Origin of the sequence: Streptomyces sp. NPDC015127 (assembly GCF_043080095.1) — a bacterium.
GTDB lineage: Bacteria > Actinomycetota > Actinomycetes > Streptomycetales > Streptomycetaceae > Streptomyces.
Map to the genome: position 1 here is coordinate 327,673 of NZ_JBIBVE010000003.1, position 25,043 is coordinate 352,715.

At 72.3% G+C, this 25,043-nt stretch carries 25 protein-coding genes; 13 read left to right on the top strand and 12 right to left on the bottom strand.

Annotated features, from left to right (window positions below):
- Positions 1-5 precede the first annotated feature (5 nt).
- Both ACF08N_RS07750 and hutH read left to right on the top strand, forming a co-directional pair.
- Positions 6-1,178 (top strand): diguanylate cyclase domain-containing protein, encoded by a 1,173-nt coding sequence (locus ACF08N_RS07750; RefSeq protein ID WP_392323675.1) that lies wholly within the window; start codon positions 6-8, stop codon positions 1,176-1,178.
- A gap of 72 nt (positions 1,179-1,250) precedes the next feature.
- Positions 1,251-2,822, top strand: coding sequence for a histidine ammonia-lyase (gene hutH / locus ACF08N_RS07755; protein ID WP_392323916.1), 1,572 nt, complete (start codon positions 1,251-1,253; stop codon positions 2,820-2,822).
- 65 nt (positions 2,823-2,887) lie between these two features.
- Here hutH and ACF08N_RS07760 read toward each other — a convergent pair whose 3' ends face one another.
- Positions 2,888-3,175 (bottom strand): LAETG motif-containing sortase-dependent surface protein, encoded by a 288-nt coding sequence (locus ACF08N_RS07760; RefSeq protein ID WP_392323676.1) that lies wholly within the window; start codon positions 3,173-3,175, stop codon positions 2,888-2,890.
- Between the two features lie 108 nt (positions 3,176-3,283).
- Between ACF08N_RS07760 and ACF08N_RS07765 the strand changes: the two genes are divergently transcribed.
- The 3 genes from ACF08N_RS07765 to ACF08N_RS07775 all read left to right on the top strand — a co-directional run bounded on the left by ACF08N_RS07765 (position 3,284) and on the right by ACF08N_RS07775 (position 6,399).
- Entirely contained in the window at positions 3,284-3,649 is a 366-nt protein-coding gene (locus ACF08N_RS07765; protein WP_392323677.1) for a hypothetical protein, read from the top strand.
- A 347-nt stretch (positions 3,650-3,996) separates the two neighbouring features.
- On the top strand, positions 3,997-5,268 hold the full coding sequence (locus ACF08N_RS07770; RefSeq protein ID WP_392323678.1) for an Ig-like domain-containing protein: 1,272 nt from the start codon (positions 3,997-3,999) through the stop codon (positions 5,266-5,268).
- A 138-nt stretch (positions 5,269-5,406) separates the two neighbouring features.
- Entirely contained in the window at positions 5,407-6,399 is a 993-nt protein-coding gene (locus tag ACF08N_RS07775) for a GNAT family N-acetyltransferase (RefSeq protein ID WP_392323679.1), read from the top strand.
- Between the two features lie 15 nt (positions 6,400-6,414).
- On the opposite strand, the gene ACF08N_RS07780 is transcribed toward ACF08N_RS07775, so the two are convergent.
- Entirely contained in the window at positions 6,415-7,278 is an 864-nt protein-coding gene (locus ACF08N_RS07780; protein WP_392323680.1) for a helix-turn-helix transcriptional regulator, read from the bottom strand.
- A 127-nt stretch (positions 7,279-7,405) separates the two neighbouring features.
- On the opposite strand from ACF08N_RS07780, the gene ACF08N_RS07785 reads away from it, so the two are divergent.
- Together ACF08N_RS07785 and ACF08N_RS07790 are read left to right on the top strand one after the other, a co-directional pair.
- The gene (locus ACF08N_RS07785; protein ID WP_392323681.1) at positions 7,406-8,458 is read left to right on the top strand and encodes an NAD(P)-dependent alcohol dehydrogenase; all 1,053 of its coding nucleotides are present in this window, start codon (positions 7,406-7,408) and stop codon (positions 8,456-8,458) included.
- 124 nt (positions 8,459-8,582) lie between these two features.
- Positions 8,583-8,933 (top strand): DUF1330 domain-containing protein, encoded by a 351-nt coding sequence (locus tag ACF08N_RS07790; protein WP_392323682.1) that lies wholly within the window; start codon positions 8,583-8,585, stop codon positions 8,931-8,933.
- A gap of 259 nt (positions 8,934-9,192) precedes the next feature.
- Here the strand turns inward: ACF08N_RS07790 and ACF08N_RS07795 are convergent, their stop codons facing one another.
- The 3 genes from ACF08N_RS07795 to ACF08N_RS07805 form a co-directional block, all read right to left on the bottom strand.
- Positions 9,193-10,719 (bottom strand): hypothetical protein, encoded by a 1,527-nt coding sequence (locus ACF08N_RS07795; RefSeq protein ID WP_392323917.1) that lies wholly within the window; start codon positions 10,717-10,719, stop codon positions 9,193-9,195.
- A gap of 203 nt (positions 10,720-10,922) precedes the next feature.
- Complete coding sequence (gene msrA / locus ACF08N_RS07800) at positions 10,923-11,591, bottom strand: peptide-methionine (S)-S-oxide reductase MsrA (protein ID WP_392323683.1); 669 nt, start codon at positions 11,589-11,591, stop codon at positions 10,923-10,925.
- 82 nt (positions 11,592-11,673) lie between these two features.
- Entirely contained in the window at positions 11,674-12,777 is a 1,104-nt protein-coding gene (locus ACF08N_RS07805) for a hypothetical protein (RefSeq protein WP_392323684.1), read from the bottom strand.
- A 120-nt stretch (positions 12,778-12,897) separates the two neighbouring features.
- On the opposite strand from ACF08N_RS07805, the gene ACF08N_RS07810 reads away from it, so the two are divergent.
- Positions 12,898-14,052 (top strand): cystathionine gamma-synthase, encoded by a 1,155-nt coding sequence (locus tag ACF08N_RS07810; protein ID WP_392323685.1) that lies wholly within the window; start codon positions 12,898-12,900, stop codon positions 14,050-14,052.
- A gap of 58 nt (positions 14,053-14,110) precedes the next feature.
- Here ACF08N_RS07810 and ACF08N_RS07815 read toward each other — a convergent pair whose 3' ends face one another.
- From ACF08N_RS07815 to ACF08N_RS07830, 4 genes are all read right to left on the bottom strand, one after another.
- Positions 14,111-14,302, bottom strand: coding sequence for a DUF1059 domain-containing protein (locus ACF08N_RS07815; RefSeq protein WP_392323686.1), 192 nt, complete (start codon positions 14,300-14,302; stop codon positions 14,111-14,113).
- Positions 14,303-14,420: 118 nt separating this feature from the next.
- Positions 14,421-14,672 carry a hypothetical protein gene (locus ACF08N_RS07820; RefSeq protein WP_392323687.1) on the bottom strand — a complete coding sequence of 84 codons (252 nt, stop codon included), beginning with the start codon at positions 14,670-14,672 and terminating at the stop codon, positions 14,421-14,423.
- Positions 14,669-15,142, bottom strand: a complete 474-nt coding sequence (locus ACF08N_RS07825; protein ID WP_392323688.1) for a sigma factor-like helix-turn-helix DNA-binding protein — start codon at positions 15,140-15,142, stop codon at positions 14,669-14,671. Before ACF08N_RS07825 ends, ACF08N_RS07820 begins: the two co-directional genes overlap by 4 nt.
- A 68-nt stretch (positions 15,143-15,210) precedes the next feature.
- On the bottom strand, positions 15,211-15,723 hold the full coding sequence (locus ACF08N_RS07830) for a MarR family transcriptional regulator (protein WP_365993894.1): 513 nt from the start codon (positions 15,721-15,723) through the stop codon (positions 15,211-15,213).
- A gap of 154 nt (positions 15,724-15,877) precedes the next feature.
- On the opposite strand from ACF08N_RS07830, the gene ilvA reads away from it, so the two are divergent.
- The 3 genes from ilvA to ACF08N_RS07845 all read left to right on the top strand — a co-directional run bounded on the left by ilvA (position 15,878) and on the right by ACF08N_RS07845 (position 19,184).
- Positions 15,878-17,107 (top strand): threonine ammonia-lyase, encoded by a 1,230-nt coding sequence (gene ilvA / locus ACF08N_RS07835; RefSeq protein ID WP_392323689.1) that lies wholly within the window; start codon positions 15,878-15,880, stop codon positions 17,105-17,107.
- Positions 17,108-17,310: 203 nt separating this feature from the next.
- On the top strand, positions 17,311-18,336 hold the full coding sequence (locus ACF08N_RS07840) for an ATP-binding cassette domain-containing protein (protein WP_392323690.1): 1,026 nt from the start codon (positions 17,311-17,313) through the stop codon (positions 18,334-18,336).
- On the top strand, positions 18,333-19,184 hold the full coding sequence (locus ACF08N_RS07845; RefSeq protein ID WP_392323691.1) for an ABC transporter permease: 852 nt from the start codon (positions 18,333-18,335) through the stop codon (positions 19,182-19,184). Before ACF08N_RS07840 ends, ACF08N_RS07845 begins: the two co-directional genes overlap by 4 nt.
- A gap of 72 nt (positions 19,185-19,256) precedes the next feature.
- On the opposite strand, the gene greA is transcribed toward ACF08N_RS07845, so the two are convergent.
- Positions 19,257-19,754 (bottom strand): transcription elongation factor GreA, encoded by a 498-nt coding sequence (gene greA / locus ACF08N_RS07850; protein ID WP_392323692.1) that lies wholly within the window; start codon positions 19,752-19,754, stop codon positions 19,257-19,259.
- Positions 19,755-19,929: 175 nt separating this feature from the next.
- The gene (locus ACF08N_RS07855) at positions 19,930-20,337 is read right to left on the bottom strand and encodes a DUF4307 domain-containing protein (protein WP_392323693.1); all 408 of its coding nucleotides are present in this window, start codon (positions 20,335-20,337) and stop codon (positions 19,930-19,932) included.
- A gap of 99 nt (positions 20,338-20,436) precedes the next feature.
- Here ACF08N_RS07855 and mca point away from each other — a divergent pair, with 99 nt between their 5' ends.
- On the top strand, positions 20,437-21,318 hold the full coding sequence (mca, locus tag ACF08N_RS07860; RefSeq protein WP_392323694.1) for a mycothiol conjugate amidase Mca: 882 nt from the start codon (positions 20,437-20,439) through the stop codon (positions 21,316-21,318).
- Positions 21,311-21,565: a hypothetical protein gene (locus ACF08N_RS07865; RefSeq protein ID WP_392323695.1), complete on the top strand. Its 255-nt coding sequence runs from the start codon at positions 21,311-21,313 to the stop codon at positions 21,563-21,565. Before mca ends, ACF08N_RS07865 begins: the two co-directional genes overlap by 8 nt.
- A 167-nt stretch (positions 21,566-21,732) precedes the next feature.
- Here the strand turns inward: ACF08N_RS07865 and ACF08N_RS07870 are convergent, their stop codons facing one another.
- The gene (locus ACF08N_RS07870; protein WP_392323696.1) at positions 21,733-24,942 is read right to left on the bottom strand and encodes a tetratricopeptide repeat protein; all 3,210 of its coding nucleotides are present in this window, start codon (positions 24,940-24,942) and stop codon (positions 21,733-21,735) included.
- Between the last annotated feature and the right edge of the window lie 101 nt (positions 24,943-25,043).

Here is a 25,043-nt window from a genome sequence, read left to right on the forward strand (position 1 = left end):
GGGTGATGGCTGAGGATCAGCGGTTGCGGGCCGTGGTGGCACTGGCTCAGGCGATGGCGGCCGCCCACACACCGCGCGAGTCCTGGCGGGCGGCGGCGCTGGGCGCCTGTGTCGCGCTGGACGGCGCCTTCGCCGCGCTGTCCGTGTGGGAGCGCGAGCGGGGCCGGCTCAAGGTGCTGGTCAACGCCGGGCAACGGGCCGAGGGCGAGGAGGAGTTCCCGGAGTCGGAGACGTACCCGGTGAACCGTTTTCCCGAGATCACCGAGTTCCTGCACGAGCAGTGGGCGGGCGGGGGTGAGCCCGACGCCTGGGTGGAGACGGCCGACGGGCCGGCCACCGACGGGCACGGCTACTGCCACCAGCGGGTCGCCGCCCTGCGCCGGCGCCGGCGCGGCTGCTGCGTCGTGGCCCCGATCGTGCTGCACGGCCGGGCCTGGGGCGAGTTGTACGTGGCCCGGCTGCTCGGCGCACCCGTCTTCGGCCGCGAGGACGCCGATTTCGCGACCGTGCTCGCCTCGGTCGTGGCCGCGGGCATCGCGCAGACCGAGCGGCTGGAGGAGGTGCGCAGGCTCGCGTTCACGGACCCGCTGACCGGTCTCGCCAACCGCCGCGCCGTGGACACCCGCCTGGACGAGGCGCTGGAGCAGCACCGCAGGGACGACTCGGTGGTCAGCCTCGTGGTGTGCGACCTCAACGGCCTCAAGCAGGTCAACGACACTCTCGGGCACGCGGCGGGCGACCGGCTGCTGGAGCGCTTCGGCTCGGTGCTGTCGCGGTGCGGGGCGATGCTGCCCGGCGCCCTCGCAGCCCGCCTGGGCGGTGACGAGTTCTGCCTGGTCAGCGTGGGCCCCTCGGCCGACGAGGTGATCAAGGCCGCGGACGAACTGTGTATCAGGGCGGACGAGTTGGAGCTCGGGGCGGGGGTCGCCTGCGGGGTCGCGTCCACCGGCGACCCGATCGGCCAGGTGCGCTCGGGCCGGCGGCTGTTCCGGCTGGCGGACGCGGCCCAGTACCGGGCGAAGGCGGCCCGGTCGCCGCGGCCCGTGGTGGCCGGCCGCGACGGCACGGTCATGCGGCTCGCCGACAGCCCGCCGCGCTCCCCGCAGGACCGCCGCCGCTTCCGCGACGCCCGCCCCGAGGAGGACGCGGAGGCGCAGGAGCCCTGGAGCGAGCCGTGAGGCGGTAAGGGGCGCGTCCGAGGCCGACTGGTGACAGGTTGGGATTCAGTCCGTACGCTGCTGAATATGGATATGCAAACAGTCGTGGTGGGGACGTCCGGTACCACCGCCGATGACGTCATCGCCGTGGCCCGCGAAGGTGCCCGCGTCGAGCTCTCCGCCGAAGCCCGCGTCGCCCTCGCCGAGGCCCGCTCCATCGTGGACGCCCTGGCCGCGAAGCCCGAGCCCGTCTACGGGGTCTCCACCGGCTTCGGCGCCCTCGCCACCCGGCACATCAGCCCCGAGCTGCGCGCCCAGCTGCAGCGCAACATCGTCCGCTCGCACGCGGCCGGCATGGGCCCGCGCGTGGAGCGCGAGGTCGTGCGGGCCCTGATGTTCCTGCGTCTGAAGACCGTCTGCTCCGGCCGCACCGGCGTACGCCCCGAGGTCGCGCAGACCATGGCCGACGTGCTGAACGCGGGCATCACGCCCGTCGTCCACGAGTACGGCTCCCTCGGCTGCTCCGGCGACCTCGCGCCGCTGTCGCACTGCGCGCTCGCCCTCATGGGCGAAGGCGACGCCGAGGGCCCCGACGGCACGGTGCGGCCCGCCGGTGAGCTGCTCGCCGAGCACGGCATCGAGCCCGTCGAGCTGCGCGAGAAGGAGGGCCTCGCCCTCCTCAACGGCACCGACGGCATGCTCGGCATGCTGGTCATGGCCCTGGCCGACCTCGACCGCCTCTACAAGTCCGCCGACGTCACCGCGGCTCTGACACTGGAGGCCCTGCTCGGCACCGAGAAGGTCCTCGCGCCCGAGCTGCACGCCATCCGCCCGCACCCCGGCCAGGGCGCCGCCGCGGCCAACATGCTCGCCGTCCTCAAGGGCTCGGGCCTCACCGGCCACTTCCAGGAGGAGGAGGCGCCCCGCGTCCAGGACGCGTACTCCGTGCGCTGCGCGCCGCAGGTCGCGGGCGCGGGCCGCGACACCATGGCGCACGCCCGCCTGGTCGCCGACCGCGAGCTGGCCTCGGCCGTCGACAATCCGGTCGTGCTGCCTGGGGGTACCTCCCAGGCAGGAGGCTCTGGGGGAGGCCGTGTGGAGTCCAACGGCAACTTCCACGGCGCGCCCGTCGCCTACGTCCTGGACTTCCTCGCCGTCGCCGCCGCCGACCTCGGGTCCATCGCCGAGCGCCGCACCGACCGGCTCCTCGACAAGAACCGCTCCCACGGCCTGCCGCCGTTCCTCGCCGACGACGCGGGCGTGGACTCGGGCCTGATGATCGCCCAGTACACGCAGGCCGCCCTGGTCAGCGAGATGAAGCGGCTGGCCGTCCCGGCGTCCGTCGACTCCATCCCGTCGTCCGCCATGCAGGAGGACCACGTCTCCATGGGCTGGTCGGCCGCCCGCAAGCTGCGCACCGCCGTCGGCAACCTGACGCGCATCATCGCCGTCGAGCTGTACGCGGCGACCCGCGCCATCGAGCTGCGCCGCCATCTGACCCCGGCGCCCGCCTCCCAGGCCGCCATCGCCGCCCTGCGCGAGGCGGGTGTCCAGGGCCCGGGCCCGGACCGCTTCCTCGCGCCGGACCTGGAGGCCGCGGAGGCGTTCGTACGCGACGGGAAGCTCGTCGCGGCCGTGGAGCCCGTGACCGGTCCGCTGGCCTGACGCCCGAGCGGAAGGGCCGCCCCGCCGACGACGGCGGAGCGGCCTTTCAGCGTGCCGTGCGGGCGTCAGACGGCGTACTCGCCGCGCCTGCGCACGGAGTACGCCACGAAACCGGCTCCGACCGCCAGGAAGGCCGTCCCGCCGATCACATACGGCGTGGTGTCCACGCTGCCGGTCTCCGCGAGTCGCAACTCGTGCCCGCCCGAGGTCTGCGTCTCGGTGGCCGAGCCGGCGCCGGGCTGCTGCGCGGCCTGTCTCTCGGCAGTGGCGTTCGCCGAGGGGACGAACCACAGTGCACACAGCAGAGTCCCTGCGGCAGTGGCGGTCAGCAGCGGTCGACGTGCGACGGACACGGACTCGATCCCCCTTGAGGCATCTTCGATTTGGCCGGGTGAGCCGATGCTAGTGAAAGCAGCGGGTCGCGGGAAAGCCGAGGGTGCGGGCACCATACGCTCCGCACCATGACGACTTCTGAGACATCACGGTTTGTGCGACTGCGCGTGGAACTGGTGCTGGAGATCGAGGAATCCGAGGCCCTCACCGGCGCGGCCCTGGAGCGCATCGCCGCCGACGAGTTCATGCCCGACGAGGAGCGCACGCATGCGGAGTCCGCGGTGCGCGAGGACGAGGCGGAGGCCCTCGCGTACCTGATCGACCCCTTCGACCTGGTCGCCGAGGTGCCCGGCGTGGAGCTGGCGCAGGCGTCCTGGAGCAGCGAGCCGGTCGACTACGACCCCGAGGCGCAGGAGTGGGACCTCGACGACGATCTCGACGACATGCGCGACGAAGGCGACGAGGACGACGAGGACGCCGACGAGGGCAGGTAGGGCGTCGGGCCGGGACGGGGAGGGTGTGTACGGGGCCGGACCCGGCGGGAGGGATGATGGAAGGGAACGGGCGCCGACCACCGGCAGGCTCGGTGGCCGGCTCCGCAAGACGACACGCTTCGGGTCCCGGTTCACCGGGCAGGCGAACCGGGACCCTGAAATTTTCGTGCCGAATCAGGGGAACGGATGCAACCGTCGGGACGGGAGCAGCGTCGATCACATCGGTGAGGTGGGTGTCGGGGGGCACGCCACCAGGCAGTGGTGTTTCCCACATCCCTTGCGGATGGGGAACCGGATGCCCCGAAATGGGGGTTGTCCATGGGAGAGGGTCAGGGGAATCGGCAACGATGGAGAAGCGTGTGATCACGGACAGCAAGCGGCGCAAGGGCCTGATGGCCGCATCCGCGGTGCTCGGCGGCGTGCTGGTGCTTTCCGCATGCAATGACGGGGGCGGGGACAAGGGGGCGAGCAGCGCCGAGAGCTCGAAGGCGTCGCAGGCCGAGGTCGACGAGGCGGCCGCCAAGGAGGTCTCCAAGGCCCGAATAGCGATCTCGCCGAAGAACGGCTCGACGAACGCCAGCATCAACAACGCCGCCAAGGTCACCGTCAGCGACGGCACCCTGACCGAGGTCACCATGACCACGGCGGACGGCACGCCCGTCAAGGGCACCCTCTCCTCCGACGGCACGAGCTGGCAGCCGGACGGCCAGCTCCAGCGCTCCACCACGTACAAGATCGCCGCGACGGCGAAGGACTCGGCGGGCCTGGAGGCCCATGAGAACGCCTCCTTCACCACCGTCTCGCCGGCGAACAGCTTCATCGGCAACTTCACGCCCGAGGACGGCTCCACCGTCGGCGTCGGCATGCCGGTCTCGATCAACTTCAACAAGCCGATCACGGACCGCAAGGCCGTCCAGTCCGGCATCACCGTCACCACCAGCAGCGGCCAGGAGGTCGTCGGGCACTGGTTCAACGGCCAGCGTCTGGACTTCCGCCCCGAGCAGTACTGGGCCGAGGGCTCGACCGTCACCATGAAGCTCGCGCTGGACGGCGTCGAGGGTGCCGACGGCGTCTTCGGCGTCCAGCAGAAGACCGTCTCGTTCACGATCGGCCGCAACCAGGTCTCCACGGTCGACGCGGCCACCAAGACCATGACGGTCACGCAGGACGGCAAGACGGTCAAGACCATCCCGATCTCCGCCGGCTCGCCGGAGAACCCGACGTACAACGGTCAGATGGTGATCTCCGAGAAGTTCAAGGAGACCCGGATGAACGGTGCCACGGTCGGCTTCACCGACGACGACGGCAAGGGCGAGTACGACATCAAGGACGTCCCGCACGCCATGCGGCTGTCCACGTCGGGCACGTTCATCCACGGCAACTACTGGGGTGCCGACTCCGTCTTCGGCAACGCCAACACCAGCCACGGCTGCGTGGGTCTGAACGACGTCAAGGGCGCGAAGGACCCGAAGCAGCCCGGCGCCTGGTTCTACAACAACTCGATCATCGGCGACGTCGTGATCGTGAAGAACTCCAAGGACACCACCATCAAGCCGGACAACGGCCTGAACGGCTGGAACATGGACTGGGCGCAGTGGAAGGCCGGCTCCGCCGTCTGACCCACGCCTCGTACGACCGCGAAGCGGCGGCACCCGGACACGGGGGCCGCCGCTTTCGCGTGCGGGGCTCCGCCAAGGGCCCGACAGCGCCGGGAAATTCACCTGCGGCGGCCCGCCCCGGCCCGTAGCGTCCACCGGATGACCGTCATACGCCTGCCCTCCGCACCCGACGACAGCGCCGTCGACGCCTGGTACGAGGTCGTCCGTGCCGCCCACACGCAGGACCTGCCCGCCACGGTGCCCCCGCCGGGCCGGGCCGAGAGCGCGGGCAAGCTCCGCTTCCCCGGCCCCCGTACCCGCGCCGTCCACCTCGCCGCCGTGGCCGCCGACGGCTCGTACGACGGCGTGGCCACGCTCGTCCTGTTCGACGACGAGGCCAACCGGCACGCCGCCTTCCTCGACGTCCTCGCCGTGCACCCGCGCGCCAGGCACCGCGGCACGGGTGCCGGGCTGTGGGAGGCCGTACGCGCACAACTCGCCGCGGACGGCCGGACCTCCGTGTCCACCGTCGTCGAAGTCGGCGGCGGGGGCGAGGCGTTCGCCCGCCGCGCGGGCTTCGAGAACGTGCTCCCGCTCGGCTGGTACGTACAGAACGTCGCCGACGCGCTCGCCGCCCGTCCCGAGCCGCCCCTCCTGCCCGACGGGTACGGCTTCGCGCACTGGACCGGTGTGGTGCCCGACGCGCTGGCCGACGCCTTCGCCGAGGCCCACAACGCCATGCAGGACGCGCCGACCGGCGACATCGACCAGGCCCCTCCGGCCTGGGACGCCGCACGCGTGCGCGCCGCGGAGCAGGTGGTCGAGGACCGAGGCGGCGTCATCCTGTCCGTGGCGGTCCTCCACGGTCCGCCCGGTGCGCAGACCGTCGCCGCCTACACCGAGCTCGTCCTGCGCGACCCGGCGGACACCCGGGCGCTCCAGTACGACACCGTCGTCGTCCCCGCCCGGCGCGGCCAGGGCCTCGGCGCCGCCGTCAAGCGCCACATGATGGACGTCGTCACCCTGGTGTGTCCCGGCGTACGGGAGATCGGCACGACCGTCGCCGACGAGAACGGCCCCATGCTGGCCGTCAACGAACGCCTCGGCTACCGCCGCGAACGGACCGTCGCCTACTTCCAGGCCACGCTCTAGCCGCCCTGCCGCGGCTCACCGCACGTCCGCGTCCACCACCTCGTCCACGCCCCAGCCGGACAGCAGCCGCAACGACTCCTCGGAGCGGCTGCCCGGCTCGGCGTGGTACGTGATCAGCGACAGGTCGTGGTCGTCGGGGAGCCGCAGCGTCTCGTACGCCAGCGTCAGCTCGCCCACCAGTGGGTGGTGCAGGCGCTTGCTGCCGTGGCCCTTCTCCTGCACCGTGTGGGCCGCCCACAGCGAGCGGAAGTCCTCGCTCTTGACGGACAGCTCGCCCACCAGCGCCGACAGCTGCGGATCGTCCGGATAGCAGCCCGCGCACAGCCGCAGCACGCTCACCACCTCGGTCGCCTTGCACTCCCAGTCGACGTACAGCGCGCGGGCGTTCGGGTCGAGGAAGACGAGCCGGGCCATGTTGCGCTCCTCCGGCGCCATCGCCGCGAAATCGCCGAGCAGCGCGCGGGCCATGCGGTTCCACGCCAGGATGTCGAGGCGCCGCCCGAGGAACAGCGCGGGCACCGTCTCCATCGCGTCGACCAGCTGCTGCAGCTGCGGCCGTACCTTCTGCGGCCGGCCCGCGGCCGCCCGCTTCTTCTTCGCCTTCGGCTTCGCCAGATGGGTCAGATGCGCCTGCTCCGCGTCCGTCAGGCGCAGCGCACGGGCGATCGAGTCCAGCACCTCCGTGGACACGTTCTGCCCGTTGCCCTGCTCCAGGCGCGTGTAGTACGCGACGGACACCCCGGCCAGCTGCGCGAGCTCCTCGCGGCGCAGCCCCGGGACACGCCGGTGACGCCCGAAATCGGGCAGCCCGACGTCCTCCGGCTTCAGGCGGGCCCGCCGGGACCGGAGAAATTCGCTGAGTTCGGAGCGCTGGTCCATACAGCAAGTATTCCGGGTCGTGCGGCGGCACGGACGTACGATCCTGACCCTGCCAGTGGTAGGCACAGCGGACGTAGGCACAACAGAGGGCTGGGTGGACGGCGGCCGGTCGGGCAGGCTCGACGCCATGACCACGAACGTTTCCTCCGTCCCCGCCTACGCCGCTCCCGCAGCGGGCGCCCCGCTGGAGCGCACGACCGTCCCCCGTCGCGCCGTCGGGGAGCACGACGTCCTGATCGACATCAAGTACGCGGGCATCTGCCACTCCGACATCCACCAGGCCCGTGACGGCTGGGGCGAGGGCATCTACCCGATGGTCCCCGGCCACGAGATCGCCGGCGTCGTCACCGAGGTCGGAGCCGGCGTCACCAGGTTCGCGGTCGGCGACCGGGTCGGCGTCGGCTGCTTCGTCGACTCCTGCCGCGAGTGCGAGTACTGCCGGCAGGGTCTGGAGCAGTACTGCACCCAGGGCATGACCGGCACGTACAACGCGCTCGACAGGAACGGGGAGCCCACCTACGGCGGCTACTCCGCCCAGATCGTCGTCGACGAGAACTACACCGTCCGCATCCCCGACGGACTCTCCCTCGACGAGGCCGCGCCGCTGCTGTGCGCCGGCATCACCCTCTACTCGCCGCTGCGCCACTGGAACGCGGGCCCCGGCAAGAAGGTCGCCGTCGTCGGCCTCGGCGGCCTCGGCCACATGGGCGTCAAGATCGCGCACGCGCTCGGCGCCGAGGTGACCGTGCTGTCCCAGACGCTGCGCAAGAAGGCCGACGGTCTCGCGCTGGGCGCCGACCACTACTACGCCACCAGCGACGACGCCACGTTCGAGGCGCTGGCCGGCACCTTCGACCTCATCGTGTCGACCGTGTCCGCGCCGCTGCCGTTCGACAAGTACCTGGGTCTGCTGAAGACCGACGGCGCGCTCGTCAACGTCGGTGCCCCGGAGGAGCCGGTCGCCCTCAACCTGTTCTCCGTCATCGGCGGCCGCAAGACCCTCGCGGGCTCCATGATCGGCGGCATCCGCGAGACCCAGGAGATGCTCGACTTCTGCGCCGAGCACGGCTTCGGCGCCGAGATCGAGCTGATCCGGGCCGACCAGATCAACGAAGCGTACGAGCGGGTGCTCGCGAGCGACGTGCGCTACCGGTTCGTGATCGACACGTCGACGATCTGACGCCGACGATCCGACGCGACGATCCGACGTCGACGCCGGGCGGTTACCTCACGGGTAATCGCCCGGCGTCGCCGTTCCCGGGAGGATCGAGGCACGGCAACCGCCCCGATCCCCGGAGGACACCATGACCGCGTACGCCGTCGGCCACCTGTACCCCGCAGCCCGCCTCGACGACGAGGTGTTCGCCTACATGGAGCGCATCCAGTCGACCCTCGACCCGTTCGGCGGCCGCTTCCTCGTCCACGGCGCGACCGTCGAGATCCGCGAGGGCACCTGGCCGGGCGGGCTGGTCATGGTCGGCTTCCCGGGCATCGACGAGGCGCGCGCCTGGTACGAGTCCGCCGCCTACCAGGAGCTGATACCGCTGCGCACCCGCCACATGGCCGGCGACATCGTCCTCGTGGACGGGGTCGCCCCCGGCTACGACGCCGCGGCGACCGCCGCCCGTCTCCGTGACGCCCAGTCCCTGGCATGAGTTCGTCAGAGGACGAGCCGCGCACCTACTGCGGCTGCTCCGGCACGTGGCAGACCGCCTCCACATCGTTGCCGTCCGGGTCGCGCGGGTGCCGAGAACGCGAGATGCGCCTCGCGCGGCTGCCCGCCGGTCCTCACCGGGCCGATCCAGAAGGACGGGAACGAGGTCCTGGCCGCCGGGTCCGTCACCTGGACCCAGACGTGGTCGATCACGACCCGAGGGTCACAGCACGCCACCGGCAATCCCCGGGCCACCGGCCTCAGTCGCAATGAGCGCCCGCCGAACGGTCCAGCCGGTACGCCGAGTCCAGCCGGTACACGCCCGCATGAGGCACCGTCAGGCGCGTCCACGCGCCGTCCGGCCGCACGCACGCCCCCTTCGCCCGCAGCCACGGCGAGTAGGCCACCCGCACCGTCACCGACCCCGCCCGGGGCATCCGGACGACCAGCTCCGCGTCGTCGCCGCGTACCACGCTCGCCGGGGCACCGGCCAGCGGCACCGCGTCCCGTACCTGGTAGACCGTCCAGTGGGCGTCGCGCCACACCCGATCCAGCCACTCCGGTTCGCCGCGCACGATCGCCGCCTCGCCCTCCGCGGGCCCGTCGGGCCGCCCGTGGTGCAGCACCACCAGGCCCACCGCCCAGCGGTCCAGCCACGCGCGGTAGGTCGCGGGGGACAGCGACCCGTCGTAGAACAACCGCCCCCGCTCCACGTCCAGCTGACGGTTCCAGCCGCGCGCCATGTTCACGTGCGGCGCGAGCGCGGTCGCCTCGCGGTGGTTGCGGGCGGGCACCACCTCGACCCGCATGCGGTCGGCGCCCAGCCGCTCCAGCTCGGCGACGACACCGTCCGTGTGCGCCGCCCACGCCGGCACGTCGGTGGAGACGACGAGGTCGTCCTCCGTCTTGTCCGTCAGCCAGTACGCGTTGACCACCAGCGCGGCGGCGAGCAGCGCGCGCAGCGTCCGGGCCCCGCCGCGCGCGAGCACCGCGGCCAGCAGCACGGGAGGACCGGCGAGCCCGAGCAGCCGCTCGACGTTCGTTCCGATCGGCGAGGCGATCAGATACGTCAGCACGACACCCACGCCGTAGATCCCCGCGCCGTACCGCACCACCCGCCACCCGCGCGGCGCCGCGACGGCCACCGCCGCCGACACCACGACGGGCAGCCACACCTTGCCCGCCGCCATGGGCTGTTCGCCCTCGAACGGGAACAGCAGCGTCACCGCGCCCACCACCGCCACCGGCGGCAGCACCAGCACCGCCGCCCTGCGCCACTGCCGGGCCGGCCCGTACGCCGCGCCCACCACCAGCAGGAACAGCCCGGCCACCGGGCTCGCCGCCGTCGCCAGCGCCGCGCACACCGCCGCAAGCGAGGCCCTCTGCGCGTACAGCACGGCCGCAAGCCCGACGGCGACCCCCACGGCGAACGTCGTACGGCCCGAAGCGACGTTGCACCACAGCGCGAGCGCACCGGCGAGCGCCGGCCACAGCGGGTACCGCACGCCGCGCCGCACGCACAGCAGGGAAAGCAGCCACGTCCCCGCGAGGCCGGCGGCGACCGACACCGCGCGGACACCGAGGAGGGCCATCAGCGGCGGGGTCAGCAGGCTGTAGTTCGCGGTGTGCATGCCGCCGTACCAGGACAGGTTGTACGCGGCGCCGGGGTGCCGCTCGAAGAACCCTGCCCAGGCGTACTGGGCGGCCAGGTCGCCGCCGCCGGTCGCGAGTACGAGCGCCCACAGCACGTACAGGGGCACGACGGCACCCGTCACGACGAGCGGAATCCGCCACCACGCGGCCGCGTCCCGCTGCTCGGCTTCCGCCCCTGCCGTGACGACGCGCTCCCCGGTGATCCCCACGGCGCACACCCTAATGTGCAGGAACGAGCGCGCCGCGGAGCCGCTCGACGGGGATCACACGTCTCTTGCCGACCCTATGGGCGGGAGGCCGAACGCAGGCCCGCGGCCGTCGGGTCGGAGGAGCCGGCTCAGGCCCCGCCGTCCGCCCGCGCCACGCCGATCGGGCAGCTCACGCCCGTCCCGCCGATGCCGCAGTAGCCGCCGGGATTCTTGTCGAGGTACTGCTGGTGGTACGCCTCGGCCGGATAGAAGGGGCGGCCCTCCGCCGGGAGCAGTTCCGTGGTGATCGTGCCGTGGCCCGAGCGCGTCAGGACCTGCTGGTACGCCTCGCGCGACGCCTTCGCCGCAGACTCCTGGGCCGGGGAGTGGGTGTAGATCGCCGAGCGGTACTGCGTGCCCACGTCGTTGCCCTGGCGGAAGCCCTGGGTCGGGTTGTGGGACTCCCAGAAGAGCTTCAGGAGCTCCTCGTACGAGACGACCGAGGGGTCGAAGACGACGCGGACCGCCTCGGTGTGGCCGGTCAGGCCCGAGCAGGCCTCTTCGTACGTCGGGTTCGGGGTGTGGCCGCCCTGGTATCCGACGAGGGTCGTCCACACGCCCTTGGTCTGCCAGAACTTCCGCTCCGCGCCCCAGAAACAGCCCAGGGCGAAGTCCGCGACCTCCAGGCCCTCGGGGTAGGGGCCCAGCAGCGGGTTGCCGAGGACCGTGTGGCGGTCGGGGACCTCGAAGGCCGGGTCGGGGCGGCCCTTGAGGGCCTGCTCCGGGGTGGGCAGCACGGGCGTACGGCCGAAGAGCATGGCGGAATCTCCTTCACGGTGACGGCACCGGAACAACGTCCCGGCACCACCGGGAATTCCGGCCGGAGCGGCCGGGGCCGGGTCAGTGCGGGAGCGTCGCCGGGCTGCCGCCGTTCGCCTCGTAGCCGGCCACCGCGAGCGCGCGGTAGACCGCGTACTCGGCCGCCGGGTCGCTGCTGTGCGTCCACGGAAGGGCACCGACGTGGCCGTCCACGTGGACCAGCTGGTTCATCGCCTCGGCCCAGCGCTCGGAGCGGACCAGGAACATCACGAGCAGGTGGCGTACGTGCGCGAGCATCGGGTCGTCGGCGCGGGCCGAGTGGACCGCGTACAGGGCGCCTTCCAGCGCCTTGGTGACGACCGCGCTCTGGTAGAACCCGGTGACCAGGTTGATCTCCGGCAGGTGCTCGTACACCGCGAACAGCGGCAGAGCGGCGAGCAGCGAGCCCTGCGGGGCGCGGGCGGCCGCGGTGGTCGCGAAGTGGTCGGCGTCCTCGCGGGAGCCGTGCCACTTGTCGCACAGGTAGTGCAGGGCGGCGAGGTGGGCGCCCATGTGGTTGGGCGCGCGGTCGATGACCTTCGCCCACAGCTGGTCGAACTGCTCCTGAGAGTCGCCGAGCCCGCGGGCGACGGCCAGTTCGACGATGTACGGGACCGGGTCGCCGGGGGCCAGCAGCGCGGCCTGGGCGCACACGGACCTGGCCTCCTCCAGGATGATCCGGAAGTCGTCCGTGCCGGCGGCCGACGACCGCCACGCCTGCTGGACGAGGAACTCCGCGTGCACCTGAGCGCCGCCCGCGTCCTTCGGCGCCTCCGCGCGCCAGGCGCGCAGCCATGCCCCGCCGGTGCCGGGCTGCTGCTGGAGCTCCAGCGACGCGGCGCCGGCGAACGCCTGGACGCGCTGCCAGCGCACCTCGCCCTCCTTGGGCGTGCCGGCGAGCAGCTGGGCGGCGGCACGCCAGTCCTGGGTGCGCTGGACGACGTCGAGTACGTCGAGGAGGTCCTGGTCCGGTCCGGGCAGGCGCACGTCCAGCTCCTCCTGACGCAGGAAGCCGTAGGTGTCGGGGTCCGCGGCATCGGGCGAGCCGGGGTGGGCGAGCCGGATGCCCGCGTGACGGCGCCTGAGGACGGGGCCGATGACCGCGGCGAGCATGCACAGCGCGATCAGGAACCAGAGAATCTCCATGGCTCCATTGTCCCGGACGTGCGGCCGTGGGGACCGGCCGGGGACGCGTCCGCTCCGCGGCGCGGGCACCCGCATGCCCCGGGCCGCGAACCGCCCGTGGCGGGACTACGCTCGGGCCTCATGAGCGACGACCACACCATGCACAGCTTCGAGACCCGCGCCATCCATGCGGGCAACACCGCGGACCCGCTGACCGGCGCCGTCGTGCCGCCGATCTACCAGGTCTCCACCTACAAGCAGGACGGCGTGGGCGGGCTGCGGGGCGGTTACGAGTACAGCCGCAGCGCCAACCCGACCCGTACCGCGCTGGAGGAGAACCTCGCGGCGATCGAGGGCGGCCGGCGCGGTCTGGCCTTCGCGTCCGGGCTCGCGGCGGAGGACTGCCTGCTCCGTACGCTGCTGAAGCCCGGTGCGCACGTGGTGATCCCGAACGACGCCTACGGCGGCACGTTCCGGCTGTTCGCCAAGGTGGTCGAGCGGTGGGGCGTGGACTTCTCCGTGGCGGACACCTCGGACCCGGCGGCGGTGCGGGCCGCGGTCAACGACCGGACGAAGGTGATCTGGGTCGAGACCCCGTCGAACCCGCTGCTCGGCATCACGGACATCGCGGCGGTCGCGGACGTGGCGCGGACGGCGGGCGCGAAGCTCGTCGTCGACAACACCTTCGCGAGCCCCTACCTCCAGCAGCCGATCTCCCTCGGCGCGGACGTCGTCGTGCACTCGCTGACCAAGTACATGGGCGGTCACTCGGACGTCGTGGGCGGTGCGCTGGTCGCGGCCGACGCGGAGCTGGGCGAGGAACTGGCCTACCACCAGAACGCGATGGGCGCGGTGGCCGGCCCGTTCGACGCGTGGCTGGTGCTGCGGGGCATCAAGACGCTGCCGGTGCGCATGGACCGCCACAGCGAGAACGCGACGCGTGTCGCGGAGATGCTGACCACGCACCCGAAGGTGACCCAGGTGCTCTACCCGGGTCTGCCGGAGCACCCGGGGCACGAGGTCGCGGCGAAGCAGATGAAGGCGTTCGGCGGCATGGTGTCGTTCCGGGTGCAGGGCGGCGAGGCGGCGGCGGTCGAGGTCTGCAACCGCGCGAAGCTGTTCACGCTGGGCGAGTCGCTCGGCGGCGTCGAGTCGCTGATCGAGCACCCGGGGCGGATGACCCACGCGTCGGTGGTCGGTTCGGCGCTGGAGGTGCCGGGCGACCTGGTGCGTCTTTCGGTGGGCATCGAGGCGGTCGACGACCTGCTGGCGGACCTCAAGCAGGCGCTCGGCTGAGGGAGTTGACCCTGACACACGCGTCGGGCCCCGGCCGGGGCCCGACGCGTGTCTTGTTTCAGACGTTCACCTTCTCGTCCTCCAGCGAGTCACGGACCATCTGACGAAGCTCGGGGCTGTCGGTGTGCCCGTGGACGGACACGGCGTGCTCGGCGGCCGCCCGCACGACTTCTTCCTCCTCGCCGGCGATGGTGAGGGTGCAGCCCGAGACGCTCGGGCTCTTGCGGCAGTCGGCGACTTTCCTGGTCATGAGGGCCTCCTCGGCATGCTCTGGGCGCCGCTCGTTTTCAGGATAGATCCGGACGGACCGGGTGAATGTGACCTGTCGGTGACGGTACGGACGACCGCCGGACCGGACGACGGGCCGGTCAGAAGCCTTCGAGCGGCGGTGTCGTCTCCGACGGCGGCACCACCCACGGCTGGTACACCGTCGCCCACACCGCGAAGGCGAGGGCCGCCGCGACGAGCACCAGCCAGGCCACCCGCCGCAGCACGCGCCGGCGGCGCAGCAGCCGGCCGCCGCGGGCCGCGGCGCGGACCCCGAGATCGGCCGGCACGGCGGGCTGGGGGCCCTCCATCATCCGGCGGACCTCGCTCTCCTTGCGGTCGCTGCCGCTCATGACGCCGCCCGCAGCCGGGCCGTCGGAGGCTTCGGCGGTGTGCTGCGCATGACGGCGACGGCCCGGGTGCAGATCGCGCGCACCCGGTCCGCCGGGATGCCGAGCAGCGCGGCTGTCTGCTCCTCGGCGACCCCTTCGTACAGCCGCAGCACCAGGATCAGGCGCTCCTGCGGGGTCAGCCGGCCGAGCACCCCGCCGTGTGAGCGGTGGTGGCGCCAGGCCCCGCGGGCGAAGCGGGTGGCGAGCTCCTGGCGGGTGCGGTCGTACGGGTCCTCGCCGCGCAGCCGGTCCCAGTCGGCGTAGGTGCGGGCGAGCGCGGCGGTCAGCAGCTGCTGGGCCTGCGGGTTGGCGCCCGTGGGCTCGGCGGTGAGCAGGGTGGCGGCGTGCAGCAGCCGGCCGGCCGCGCCCGCCACGAAGGCGTCGAACTCCTTGGCGCGGCGGCGGTGCCTGGCCGGATTCCGCTCGCTCACGTCCTCATATAGGGCCCAAGCCGCATCCCTGGTCAAGGGGTCGGCCGGGGCGGTCGGCCCCGCCCTGGTCAGGAGGCCGGCGGAGTCTCAGCTTCCGCCGTCGGCAGGCCGGCCTGGCGGGCGGACAGGGCGGTGTTGAAGCGGGTGAGCAGGGTGCAGAACGACTCGCGCTCGCTCTCCGTCCAGCCTTCCGTCACCTGCCGCATCAGCTCGCGCCGCGAGGCGCGCACCTCGTCGAGACGGGCCTGGCCGCGGGGGGAGAGCTGGAGGACGACCGCGCGGCCGTCCTCGGGGTGCGAGGTGCGCTTGACCAGACCGGTGTCGACGAGCGGCGCGACCTGCCGGGTCACGGTCGACGAGTCGATACCCATGCCCGCGGCGAGCGCCTTGACGCCCATGGGGCCTTCCTGGTCGAGGCGGTTGAGCAGCAGGTAGGCGGCGCGGTCCATGGAGTTGCGGACCTGGCCCACGCCGCCGAGCCGGGTCTGTTCCGCGCGCCGGGCGAAGACGGCCACCTGGTGCTGGAGGGCATCGAGGAGGCCGGGAGCGAGATCTGTCGTCATGTCCTGGGAAGTGGGCATGGCAGTGGGGGGCTCTCTCGTGCGGTGGTCGGTTGGTGGGGGACAGAGTACGCGGCCCCGCCGTGGTGCGTACGGGCGCTGCACAATCCCGTGCGGGACTGCCCGGGATTCGGACGGCGGCCCCGTGCACCGGGCGAACTGGGAGACTTGTGACATGAGCTTCCGCACGCCCGAGATCCTGCGTTCCGTCATCCTCGACGATGTCCGGGGGGCCCAGAAGATGCTGTCCGGGGTCGCGCGGATGACCCCCATGGAGGGCAGCCGGCACCTGACGCGGCTCGTGGGAGCGCCGGTGCACCTGAAGTGCGAGAACCTGCAGCGCACCGGGTCGTTCAAGCTCCGCGGCGCCTATGTGCGCATCGCCGGGCTGCGGCCGGAGGAGCGCGCGGCCGGGGTGGTCGCCGCGTCCGCGGGCAACCACGCGCAGGGTGTCGCGCTGGCCTCGTCGCTGCTCGGGGTGCGCTCCACCGTCTTCATGCCGGTCGGCGCCCCGCTGCCCAAGGTGGCCGCGACGCGGGAGTACGGCGCCGACGTGCGGCTCGTGGGGCATGTGGTCGACGAGACGCTGGCGGCGGCCGAGGAGTACGCCCGGGAGACGGGTGCGGTGTTCATCCACCCCTTCGACCACCCCGACATCGTGGCGGGGCAGGGGACGGTGGGGCTGGAGATCCTGGAGCAGTGCCCGGAGGTGCGGACGATCCTCGTCGGCGTCGGCGGCGGCGGTCTCGTGGCGGGTATCGCGGTGGCGGTGAAGGCGCTGCGGCCCGATGTCAAGGTGATCGGCGTCCAGGCGGAGGGGGCGGCGGCGTATCCGCCTTCGCTGGCGGCGGGGCGGCCGGTGTCGATCGACGCGCCGACGACGATGGCGGACGGGATCAAGGTCGGGCGGCCCGGTGACGTTCCCTTCAAAATCATTGGCGATCTGGTGGACGACGTCCGTACGGTCTCCGAGGGGGAGCTCTCCAGCGCGCTGCTGCTCTGTCTGGAGCGGGCCAAGATGGTCGTCGAACCGGCCGGGGCCAGCACGGTGGCGGCGCTGCTGAGCGATCCCACGTCGTTCGAGGGGCCGGTGGTCGCGCTCCTGTCGGGCGGCAACGTGGATCCGCTGCTGATGCAGCGCATCCTGCGCCACGGCATGGCGGCGGCGGGCCGGTACCTGTCGCTGCGGCTGCGTCTGACGGACCGTCCGGGCGCGCTGGCCGGGCTGCTGGGGGCGCTGTCGGTGGCGGACGCCAACGTCCTCGACGTGAGTCATGTGCGGACCGATCCGCGCCTCGGGCTCACGGAGGTCGAGGTCGAACTGCACCTGGAGACGAAGGGGCCGGAACACTGCGAGGAGGTCGCGGCGACGCTGCGCGCCAACGGTTACACGATCCTCGACTGAGGCCCTGCCGCCTCGGGGGGACGGCCCCGTCCGGGAGCGTTCACGCGGCATCCGTACGCAGACGGATGTCGCGATGCACTTGTAGAGACGCGATGTATCGCGATACTGTTTCGGCTGTGACCGCATCCCCCTGCGCGGGTTCGCGGGCATTTGCATGCTTTCGTCCAGAAGTGACCCATCCACCTGTTCCCTGGGAGACCCCCATGCCAGGCGCCATTCACGCCGAAGGTCTGGTGAAGACCTTCGGCGACGTCAGGGCACTCGACGGCGTCGATCTCGACGTCCCGGAAGGCACGGTCCTCGGACTTCTCGGCCCGAACGGCGCCGGCAAGACCACCACCGTGCGCGTGCTGACCACCCTCCTGCGGCCCGACAGCGGATCCGCCGTCGTCGCCGGGATCGACGTGCTCAAGCACCCCAACGAGGTGCGCAGGTCCATCGGGCTGTCCGGCCAGTTCGCCGCCGTCGACGAGTACCTGACCGGCCGGGAGAACCTCCAGATGGTCGGCCGGCTCTACCAGATGAACGCACGCGACGCGAAGGTCCGCGCGGGCGAGCTGCTCGACCGCTTCAACCTCGCCGAGGCCGCCGACCGCCCCGCCAAGACCTACTCCGGCGGCATGCGCCGCCGGCTCGACCTGGCCGCGGCACTGGTCGTCTCCCCGCCCGTGATGTTCATGGACGAGCCGACCACCGGCCTCGACCCGCGCAACCGCCAGCAGTTGTGGGAGGTCATCCAGGAGCTCGTCCGGGGCGGTACGACCCTGCTGCTCACGACGCAGTACCTGGAGGAGGCCGACCACCTCGCCGACACCATCTGCGTCGTCGACCACGGCAAGGTCATCGCCCGCGGCACCGCCGACCAGCTCAAGGCGCGCACCGGCGGGGAACGCGTGGAGGTCGTCGTCCACGAGCGCGACGAGATCACCCCGGCACGCGAGGTCCTCGCCGCCTACGGCAAGGGCGACGTCACGGTCGCCGAGCACACCCGCAAGCTCACCGTCCCGGTCACCGGAGGCGCGAAGCTGCTCGCCGAGGTCATCCGCGACCTCGACGCCCGCGGCGTGGAGATCGACGACATCGGCCTGCGCCGGCCCACGCTCGACGACGTGTTCATCTCGCTGACCGGCCACGCGGCCGAGGTCGCCGACGAGAACGGCGACGAGGAACAGGACGCCCGGCCCCGTCAGGCTCAGGGCCGCAAGAACCGGAAGGAGAGCGCGAAGTGAGCACCTCAGTGGACGCGGCCACGGTCGTGGCCCCCCGGCCGCGCGGCGGCATCGGGCAGTCGGTCAGCGACTCGCTCGTCGTCGCCAAGCGGAACCTGATCCGCATGACCCGGATCCCCGAGATGATCATCTTCGGCATGATCCAGCCGGTCATGTTCGTGGTGCTGTTCAGCTACGTCTTCGGCGGCTCCATGCAGATCGGCCAGTCGACCTCGCCGGAGGTCTACCGCGAGTTCCTGATGGCCGGCATCTTCGCCCAGACCGTCACCTTCGCCACCGCGGGCGCCGGCGCGGGCATCGCCGACGATATGCACAAGGGCCTCATCGACCGGTTCCGCTCGCTGCCGATGGCCCGCGGCGCGGTCCTCACCGGCCGTACGCTCGCCGACCTCGTGCAGACCGCGCTGACCGTGGTCGTCCTCGTCGTCGTCGCGCTGCTCGTCGGCTGGCGTGCCCACGAGGGCATCGCCAAGGCGCTGGGCGCCTTCGCCCTGCTGCTTCTGCTGGGCTACGCGTTCTCGTGGATCGGCGCCCTGATCGGGCTGTCGGTGCGCACGCCCGAGGCGGCCACCTCCGGCGGCCTGATCTGGCTCTTCCCGGTCACGTTCATCTCGACCGCCTTCGTGGACTCCAGCAAGCTCACGTCGTGGCTGCGGCCCATCGCCGAATGGAACCCCTTCAGCGCCACCGTCCAGGCGTGCCGCGAGCTCTTCGGCAACCCGGGCGCCTCGTTGTCGGACGCCTGGCCGATGGAGCACCCGGTGCTGGCCTCGGCCCTCTGGTCGCTCGCCATCATCGCGGTCTTCCGGACCCTCGCGGTGCGCAAGTACCGCTCGGCGACCGCCTGAGCGAAGCGCAGAGCCCCCGGCACGCACCGCGTGCCGGGGGCTCTGCGTACGGCTCTTCGTTCGGCGTACGGCTCAGCCGGTGTACGGCTTGGCGTCGAGGATCTTCACCATGGCCTTCTTGCCGTTCGGCAGTTCGTACTCGGCGTCCTCGCCGACCTTCTTGCCGTTGACACCGACCCCCAGCGGGGACTGCGGCGAGTACGTCTCGATGTCCGAGCTCGCGTACTCCCGCGACGCCATCAGGAAGGTCAGGGTGTCGTCCTCGTCGCCGTCGAAGGCGATCGTCACGACCATGCCGGGCTCGACGATGCCGTCGTCCGCGGGGGCCTCGCCGACCTTCGCGTTGTCCAGGAGCTGGGTCAGCTGGCGCACACGGAGCTCCTGCTTGCCCTGCTCCTCCTTGGCCGCGTGGTACCCGCCGTTCTCCCGCAGGTCGCCCTCCTCACGGGCCGCCTCGATCTTCTTGGCGATCTCCGTGCGCGCGGGACCAGACAGGTACTCCAGCTCGGCCTTGAGCTGGTTGTACGCCTCCTGGGTGAGCCAGGTGACGTTGTCGCTGGTCTGGGTCACAGGTGCTCCTCGTAGGTACTGGGAAGACAAAGCATCGCCCTACTCAGAAGGATTGTCCTTCCTGAGCGGGCGAAACCACGAGCCTAACAATTCCGGGGCGAAAGGGGGAGGACAAAAACGTTCAGAGCGCAAAAGCCCCTGGTCACAGGGGTGAACCGCCGCCTAAACCGCCCGGTCAGGCGGCGCTGCAGCCCACCAGCTGCGCGCTGGTCGCCTGCTCGGTCGTACGGATCTTCACGACCTGGTCGATCCGGCTCTCGCCCGTACGGTCGATCCGCACCTCCAGACGGCCCACCTCGCCGCCCGCCTCCGACAGGGAGCGCAGGGTGCAGGTGCCGGTGGCGTCCGCGTCCTTGCGCACCTCCAGGTGCACCTGGACCTCGTTCGCGCCCTCGACGACATCGAACTTGATCACCTCGGCGCTGATCCTCTGGCCGGTGATGTAGTCGTAACCGAACCAGCCGACCATCGCGAGCAGCCCGGCGCCGAGCACGGCACCCAGGATCCTGAGCCTGCGGTCCGCGCGCTCGTCCGCGGAGCGGCCGTAGCGCCCCTGCGGTAGCTCCTCGCGTACAGCCGCCATGATCTTTCCTCTCGAGTGCCGGAGGGCAGGAATTTTCCGTCCGCCGATTCGGTCACTATAGAAGCCGCACGACGCGACGAAATCATTGAGGATCGAGTCTTGACTGAGCAGCTTCGACTGATGGCCGTGCACGCCCACCCCGACGACGAGTCGAGCAAGGGCGCGGCCACGATGGCCAAGTATGTGTCCGAGGGGGTGGACGTGCTGGTCGTGACCTGCACGGGAGGCGAGCGCGGCTCCATCCTCAACCCCAAGCTCCAGGGCGACGCCTACATCCAGGAGCACATCCACGAGGTCCGCAAGAAAGAGATGGACGAGGCCCGGGAGATCCTCGGCGTCAAGCAGGAGTGGCTCGGCTTCGTCGACTCCGGCCTGCCGGAGGGCGACCCGCTGCCTCCGCTGCCCGAGGGCTGCTTCGCGCTGGAGGACATCGACAAGGCCGCGGGCGAGCTGGTGCGCAAGATCCGCGCCTTCCGTCCGCAGGTCATCACGACGTACGACGAGAACGGCGGTTACCCGCACCCCGACCACATCATGACCCACAAGATCTCGATGGTGGCCTTCGAGGGCGCGGCGGACACCGAGAAGTTCCCCGAGTCCGAGTACGGACCGGCGTACCAGCCGCAGAAGCTCTACTACAACCAGGGCTTCAACCGCCCGCGCACGGTCGCCCTGCACGAGGCGCTGCTCGCGCGCGGTCTGGAGTCCCCGTACGGGGAGTGGCTGGAGCGCTGGAAGGAGTTCCAGCGCGCCGAGCGCACGCTGACCACGCACGTGCCGTGCGCCGACTTCTTCGAGACCCGCGACAAGGCGCTGATCGCGCACGCGACGCAGATCGACCCGGACGGCGGCTGGTTCCGCGTGCCGATGGAGATCCAGAAGGAGGTCTGGCCCACGGAGGAGTACGAGCTGGCGAAGTCGCTCGTCGATACGTCCCTCCCCGAGGACGACCTCTTCGCGGGCATCCGGGACAATGCCTGACATGAGCGCTAGCGCAAACCTCGCCATGACGCACGTCGCCACCCTCGCCAAAGAGCTCGACGAGAACAAGGTCACCCCGGGTGTCCTGGGCTTTCTCGTGTTCGCGGCGCTGGCGGTGGGGGTGTGGGCCCTGATGAAGTCGATGAACCGGCACATGGGCCGTGTGAACTTCGAGGAAGAGCCGGAGCCGGAGCCGTCTGCGGCGGCGAAGTCCGCGACGAGCAAGCCGGCGGGCGGCTCGGCCTGACGCCCGCGCCCGGCCCGCCTCGGGGTGGGCCGGGCGTGTGTGCGCCGTGCCGCTGCCGGTTCGCGGCGGGCCCGGGAGCCGGGGCGCGTCCGCCGACGGGTCCCGGTAGCCGGGTGCGGCACGCCCTGCGGGCGTGTCCTCAAGCGCCGGACCGGGGGCGGGCCGTGTCACTTGCGTGAATCCACCGGCACACCCATCACCTCTCGCGCGTGCCTGTTCGGGACGAGGCCCAGGTGCCAGGCCTGCCAGCCGTCCTCCAGGCGGATGCCGCGCTCCAGCATCACCGCCAGCGCCTCCGCGCAGTCCTCCAGCTTCGGGTCCCGGAACGCGTGCGAGGAGGCCATCAGTTGGGCCAGTTCCTCCTGGGCCACCACCGTGCCGACCTCCGTCCCGCCCGGGGACGCGTACGGCAGCAGCGTGCAGCGCAGGAACGCGGCCCAGTCCGCCCCCCGGCGGTCCTCGTACGACGCGAACAGCTCCGCCGCCTCGTCGCACAGCGCCAGCGCCTGCGGGGCCCGGTTGTTGCCCGCGTCGACCAGGGCAAGCTCCAGGCACGTCCACGCCTCGCCGTGCGCGACCTTGATGCGGGCGAAGTCCGCGCGGGCGTCCATCAGCAGCTGCCGGGCGAAGCCCGAGTTGCGTAGATTGCCTGTCTGGGCCGCGCGCTGGTCGCGGGTCACGCGGCCCGAGTGGTGGCGTGCGCAGGCCAGCCCGTACACGTCCCGCATCCGCGAGAACATCGTGCGCGAGCGCTCCAGCTCGCGGACCGCCTCGTCCCGGTCGCCGCGTTCCTCCAGGGCCTGGCCCAGGTAGTACAGGGTCCACGCCTCGCCGCGGGCGTCCTCGTTCTCCCGGTGGCGGGCAAGGGCCCGGCGCAGTTCGTCGGCCGCCGTGGCCGGGTCGCCGTCCACGAGGCGGGCCCGGGCCAGCTGGGTCAGCGCCCACGCCTCGCCGCGGTCGTCACGGGTGCGGCCGTACAGGTCGAGGGCCGTGCGCAGCGCCGACTCGGCGTCCGCCACGTCCCCCATCCGCAGGCACACCTGCCCCAGCTGGAACTGCGTCCACGCCTCGCCGTGCAGCGACTCGCCCTCGCGGTGCAGCCGCAGCGCGGTCTCCAGCAGCCGCAGCGCCTCCGCCAGGTCGCCCCGGTCCCGTTCCACCGCGGCCAGCGCGTGCAACGACCACGCTCGGTCCTCGGCCTGCTCGGGCGAGGACTGGAGCTCGATCGCCTCGTGCAGTTTCGCCGCCGCCTCCGTCAGGTTGCCCTGGTGGTGCAGCGTGATCCCGAGCGAGCACAGGGCGAGTGCCGCGCCCGCGTCGTGCTGGGCCTCCCGGTACAGGCCCACGACGGACGACAGGGTCGTCCGCGCCTTGTCCAGCTCGCCGAGCTGGCGGGCCGCGATACCGGTACGCCAGCGCACCGACCGCTCCAGCAGCCCCTGGTCCACCGCCTGCGACAGCTCGGTGAGCTCGCCCAGGCGGTACAGGTCGCCGCGCAGCAGGCAGTAGTCGCACAGCGCGCCGAGCAGCCCGAGCACGGCCTGCTGATCGACGCCCTCGGCGTGCCGCAGCGCGGAGGTGATGAAGCTGGACTCGTCGTCCAGCCAGCGCAGCGCCGCGTCCAGCGACGGGAAGCCGTGGGCGCCGAACTGGCCGGCCCGGGTCGACATCTTCCCGTCGACCATGCGGATCACGGCCCCGGCCAGGTCCGCGTAGTTCCCGATCAGCCGCTCCTGCGCGGCCGTGCGGTCCTTCGCGTCCTCCTCGTCCAGGAGCCGGGCGCGGGCGAAGGCCCGTACGACGTCGTGCAGGCGGTAACGGCTCGCCCGCACGTGGTCGATGAGACCCGCCCGCGCCAGCGTCGCGAGCAGCCGCTGCGCCTCCTGCTCGTCCGCGCCCAGCAGCGCCGCGGCGGCCGCCGCCCCGAGCGAGGCGCGCCCGGCCAGCGCCAGGCGGCGCAGCAGCCGCCGCGCCTGCTCGGACTGGTCGGTGTAGCGCAGCCACAGCGCGCGCTCCACCGGGTCCACCGGCCCGTAGGCCCCGAGGTCCGCCGCCAGCCGGTCCGCGCTGCGCTCCCCGAGCGACGAACCCGCGATCCGCAGCGCCAGCGGCAGCCCGCCGCACAGCTCCCGCACCGCGTCGGCGGCCTGGGCGTCGTACGGGCCCTGGGCGGGCTCCCCGGCAGCCGCCCGCAGCAGCTCGTCGGCGCCCGCCGCGTCCAGGGCGCTCACCGGCAGCTGATGGACCCAGGCGGGGATGTCGTCCGGCAGCTCCAGTGGTCGGCGCGCCGTCACCAGCACCAGGCTGTCCGAGCGCTCCGGCAGCAGCGTCCGCACCTGTTCGGCGTCGCTCGCGTCGTCCAGCACGACCGTCACCGGCAGGCCCGTCAGGTGCTGGTGGTAGAGCTCGCCGAGCCGCCGCACCTGCTGCTCCGGCGACGACCGCTCCCGGAACAGCAGCTGCTCGCGCGGCGCCCCCAGGCGGTTCAGCAGATGCAGCAGCGCGTCCCGGGTGGACAGCGGATGCCCGCTCTCGCCGCGCAGATCCACCACGCAGGCCCCCCGGAACTGGTCCTTGAGATGGTGCGCTGCCCGCACCGCCAGCGTCGTACGCCCCGAGCCGGCCTCGCCGTACAGCACGACGACCGTGGGCCGCGTCTGCGTCGACGCGCGCGACGCGTGCACCCACTGGGCGATCTGCGTCAGCTCGTCGCGCCGCCCCGCGAACGGGCCCTCGGAGGCCGGAAGATGGGCGAACGACTGCTCCAGCACCGACCTGCGGCGCGCCGCCGCACTGCGGTCGGCGCCGCGCAGCTGCGGCTGCGCGGCAGCGGCCTTCTTCGCGGGCCGCGCGGCCGACGCCAGCATCCGCTGCTGGTCCAGGAACGGGCGGATGCCCCGTACCTCCAGCGCCGTCAGCCACTGCAGCCGCAGCTGCTCCACACCGCCCGGCTGCCCCGCCGCGCCCGCCCTGCGGTGCGCCGCCGGCCAGTGCGACGCGGTGACCTTGGCGACCGTGGTCGCGGCTCCCGCGACCGCGACGACGGCACCGGCGCCGAGCGCGGTGCCGGCCGCGGTGCCCAGCGCGACGTCCGCGCCGATCGCCGCGACGGCGGCGACCGCCGTGACCAGCGCGGGCGTCGACAGATTGCGCCTGCTGAGCCGCTCGGACAGCGGCGGATGCCCCGCCTCGGCCTCCGCGAGCGCCTGCTCGTACGCGGCGTACTCCTCGGCGGCGCTCGCGGCCATGGTGTCGAGCGAGGCCCGCCCGCGGGCCAGCAACACCTGCCCGTCCGTCCGCCCGCCGGTCCGGCGCACCTCCTCCTCGACGGCGCGGCCCAACAGCCGCTCGGCTTCCGCCCGGTGAGTCTCCCGCATGCACGTCCCCCTAGAACTGCGCCAATTCCGTTCGTCTACCCAGTCGTCGCGGCGTCAAGTGTGCTGCCCGGGACGGTACATGGGGAGGGGCGAGCGGGATG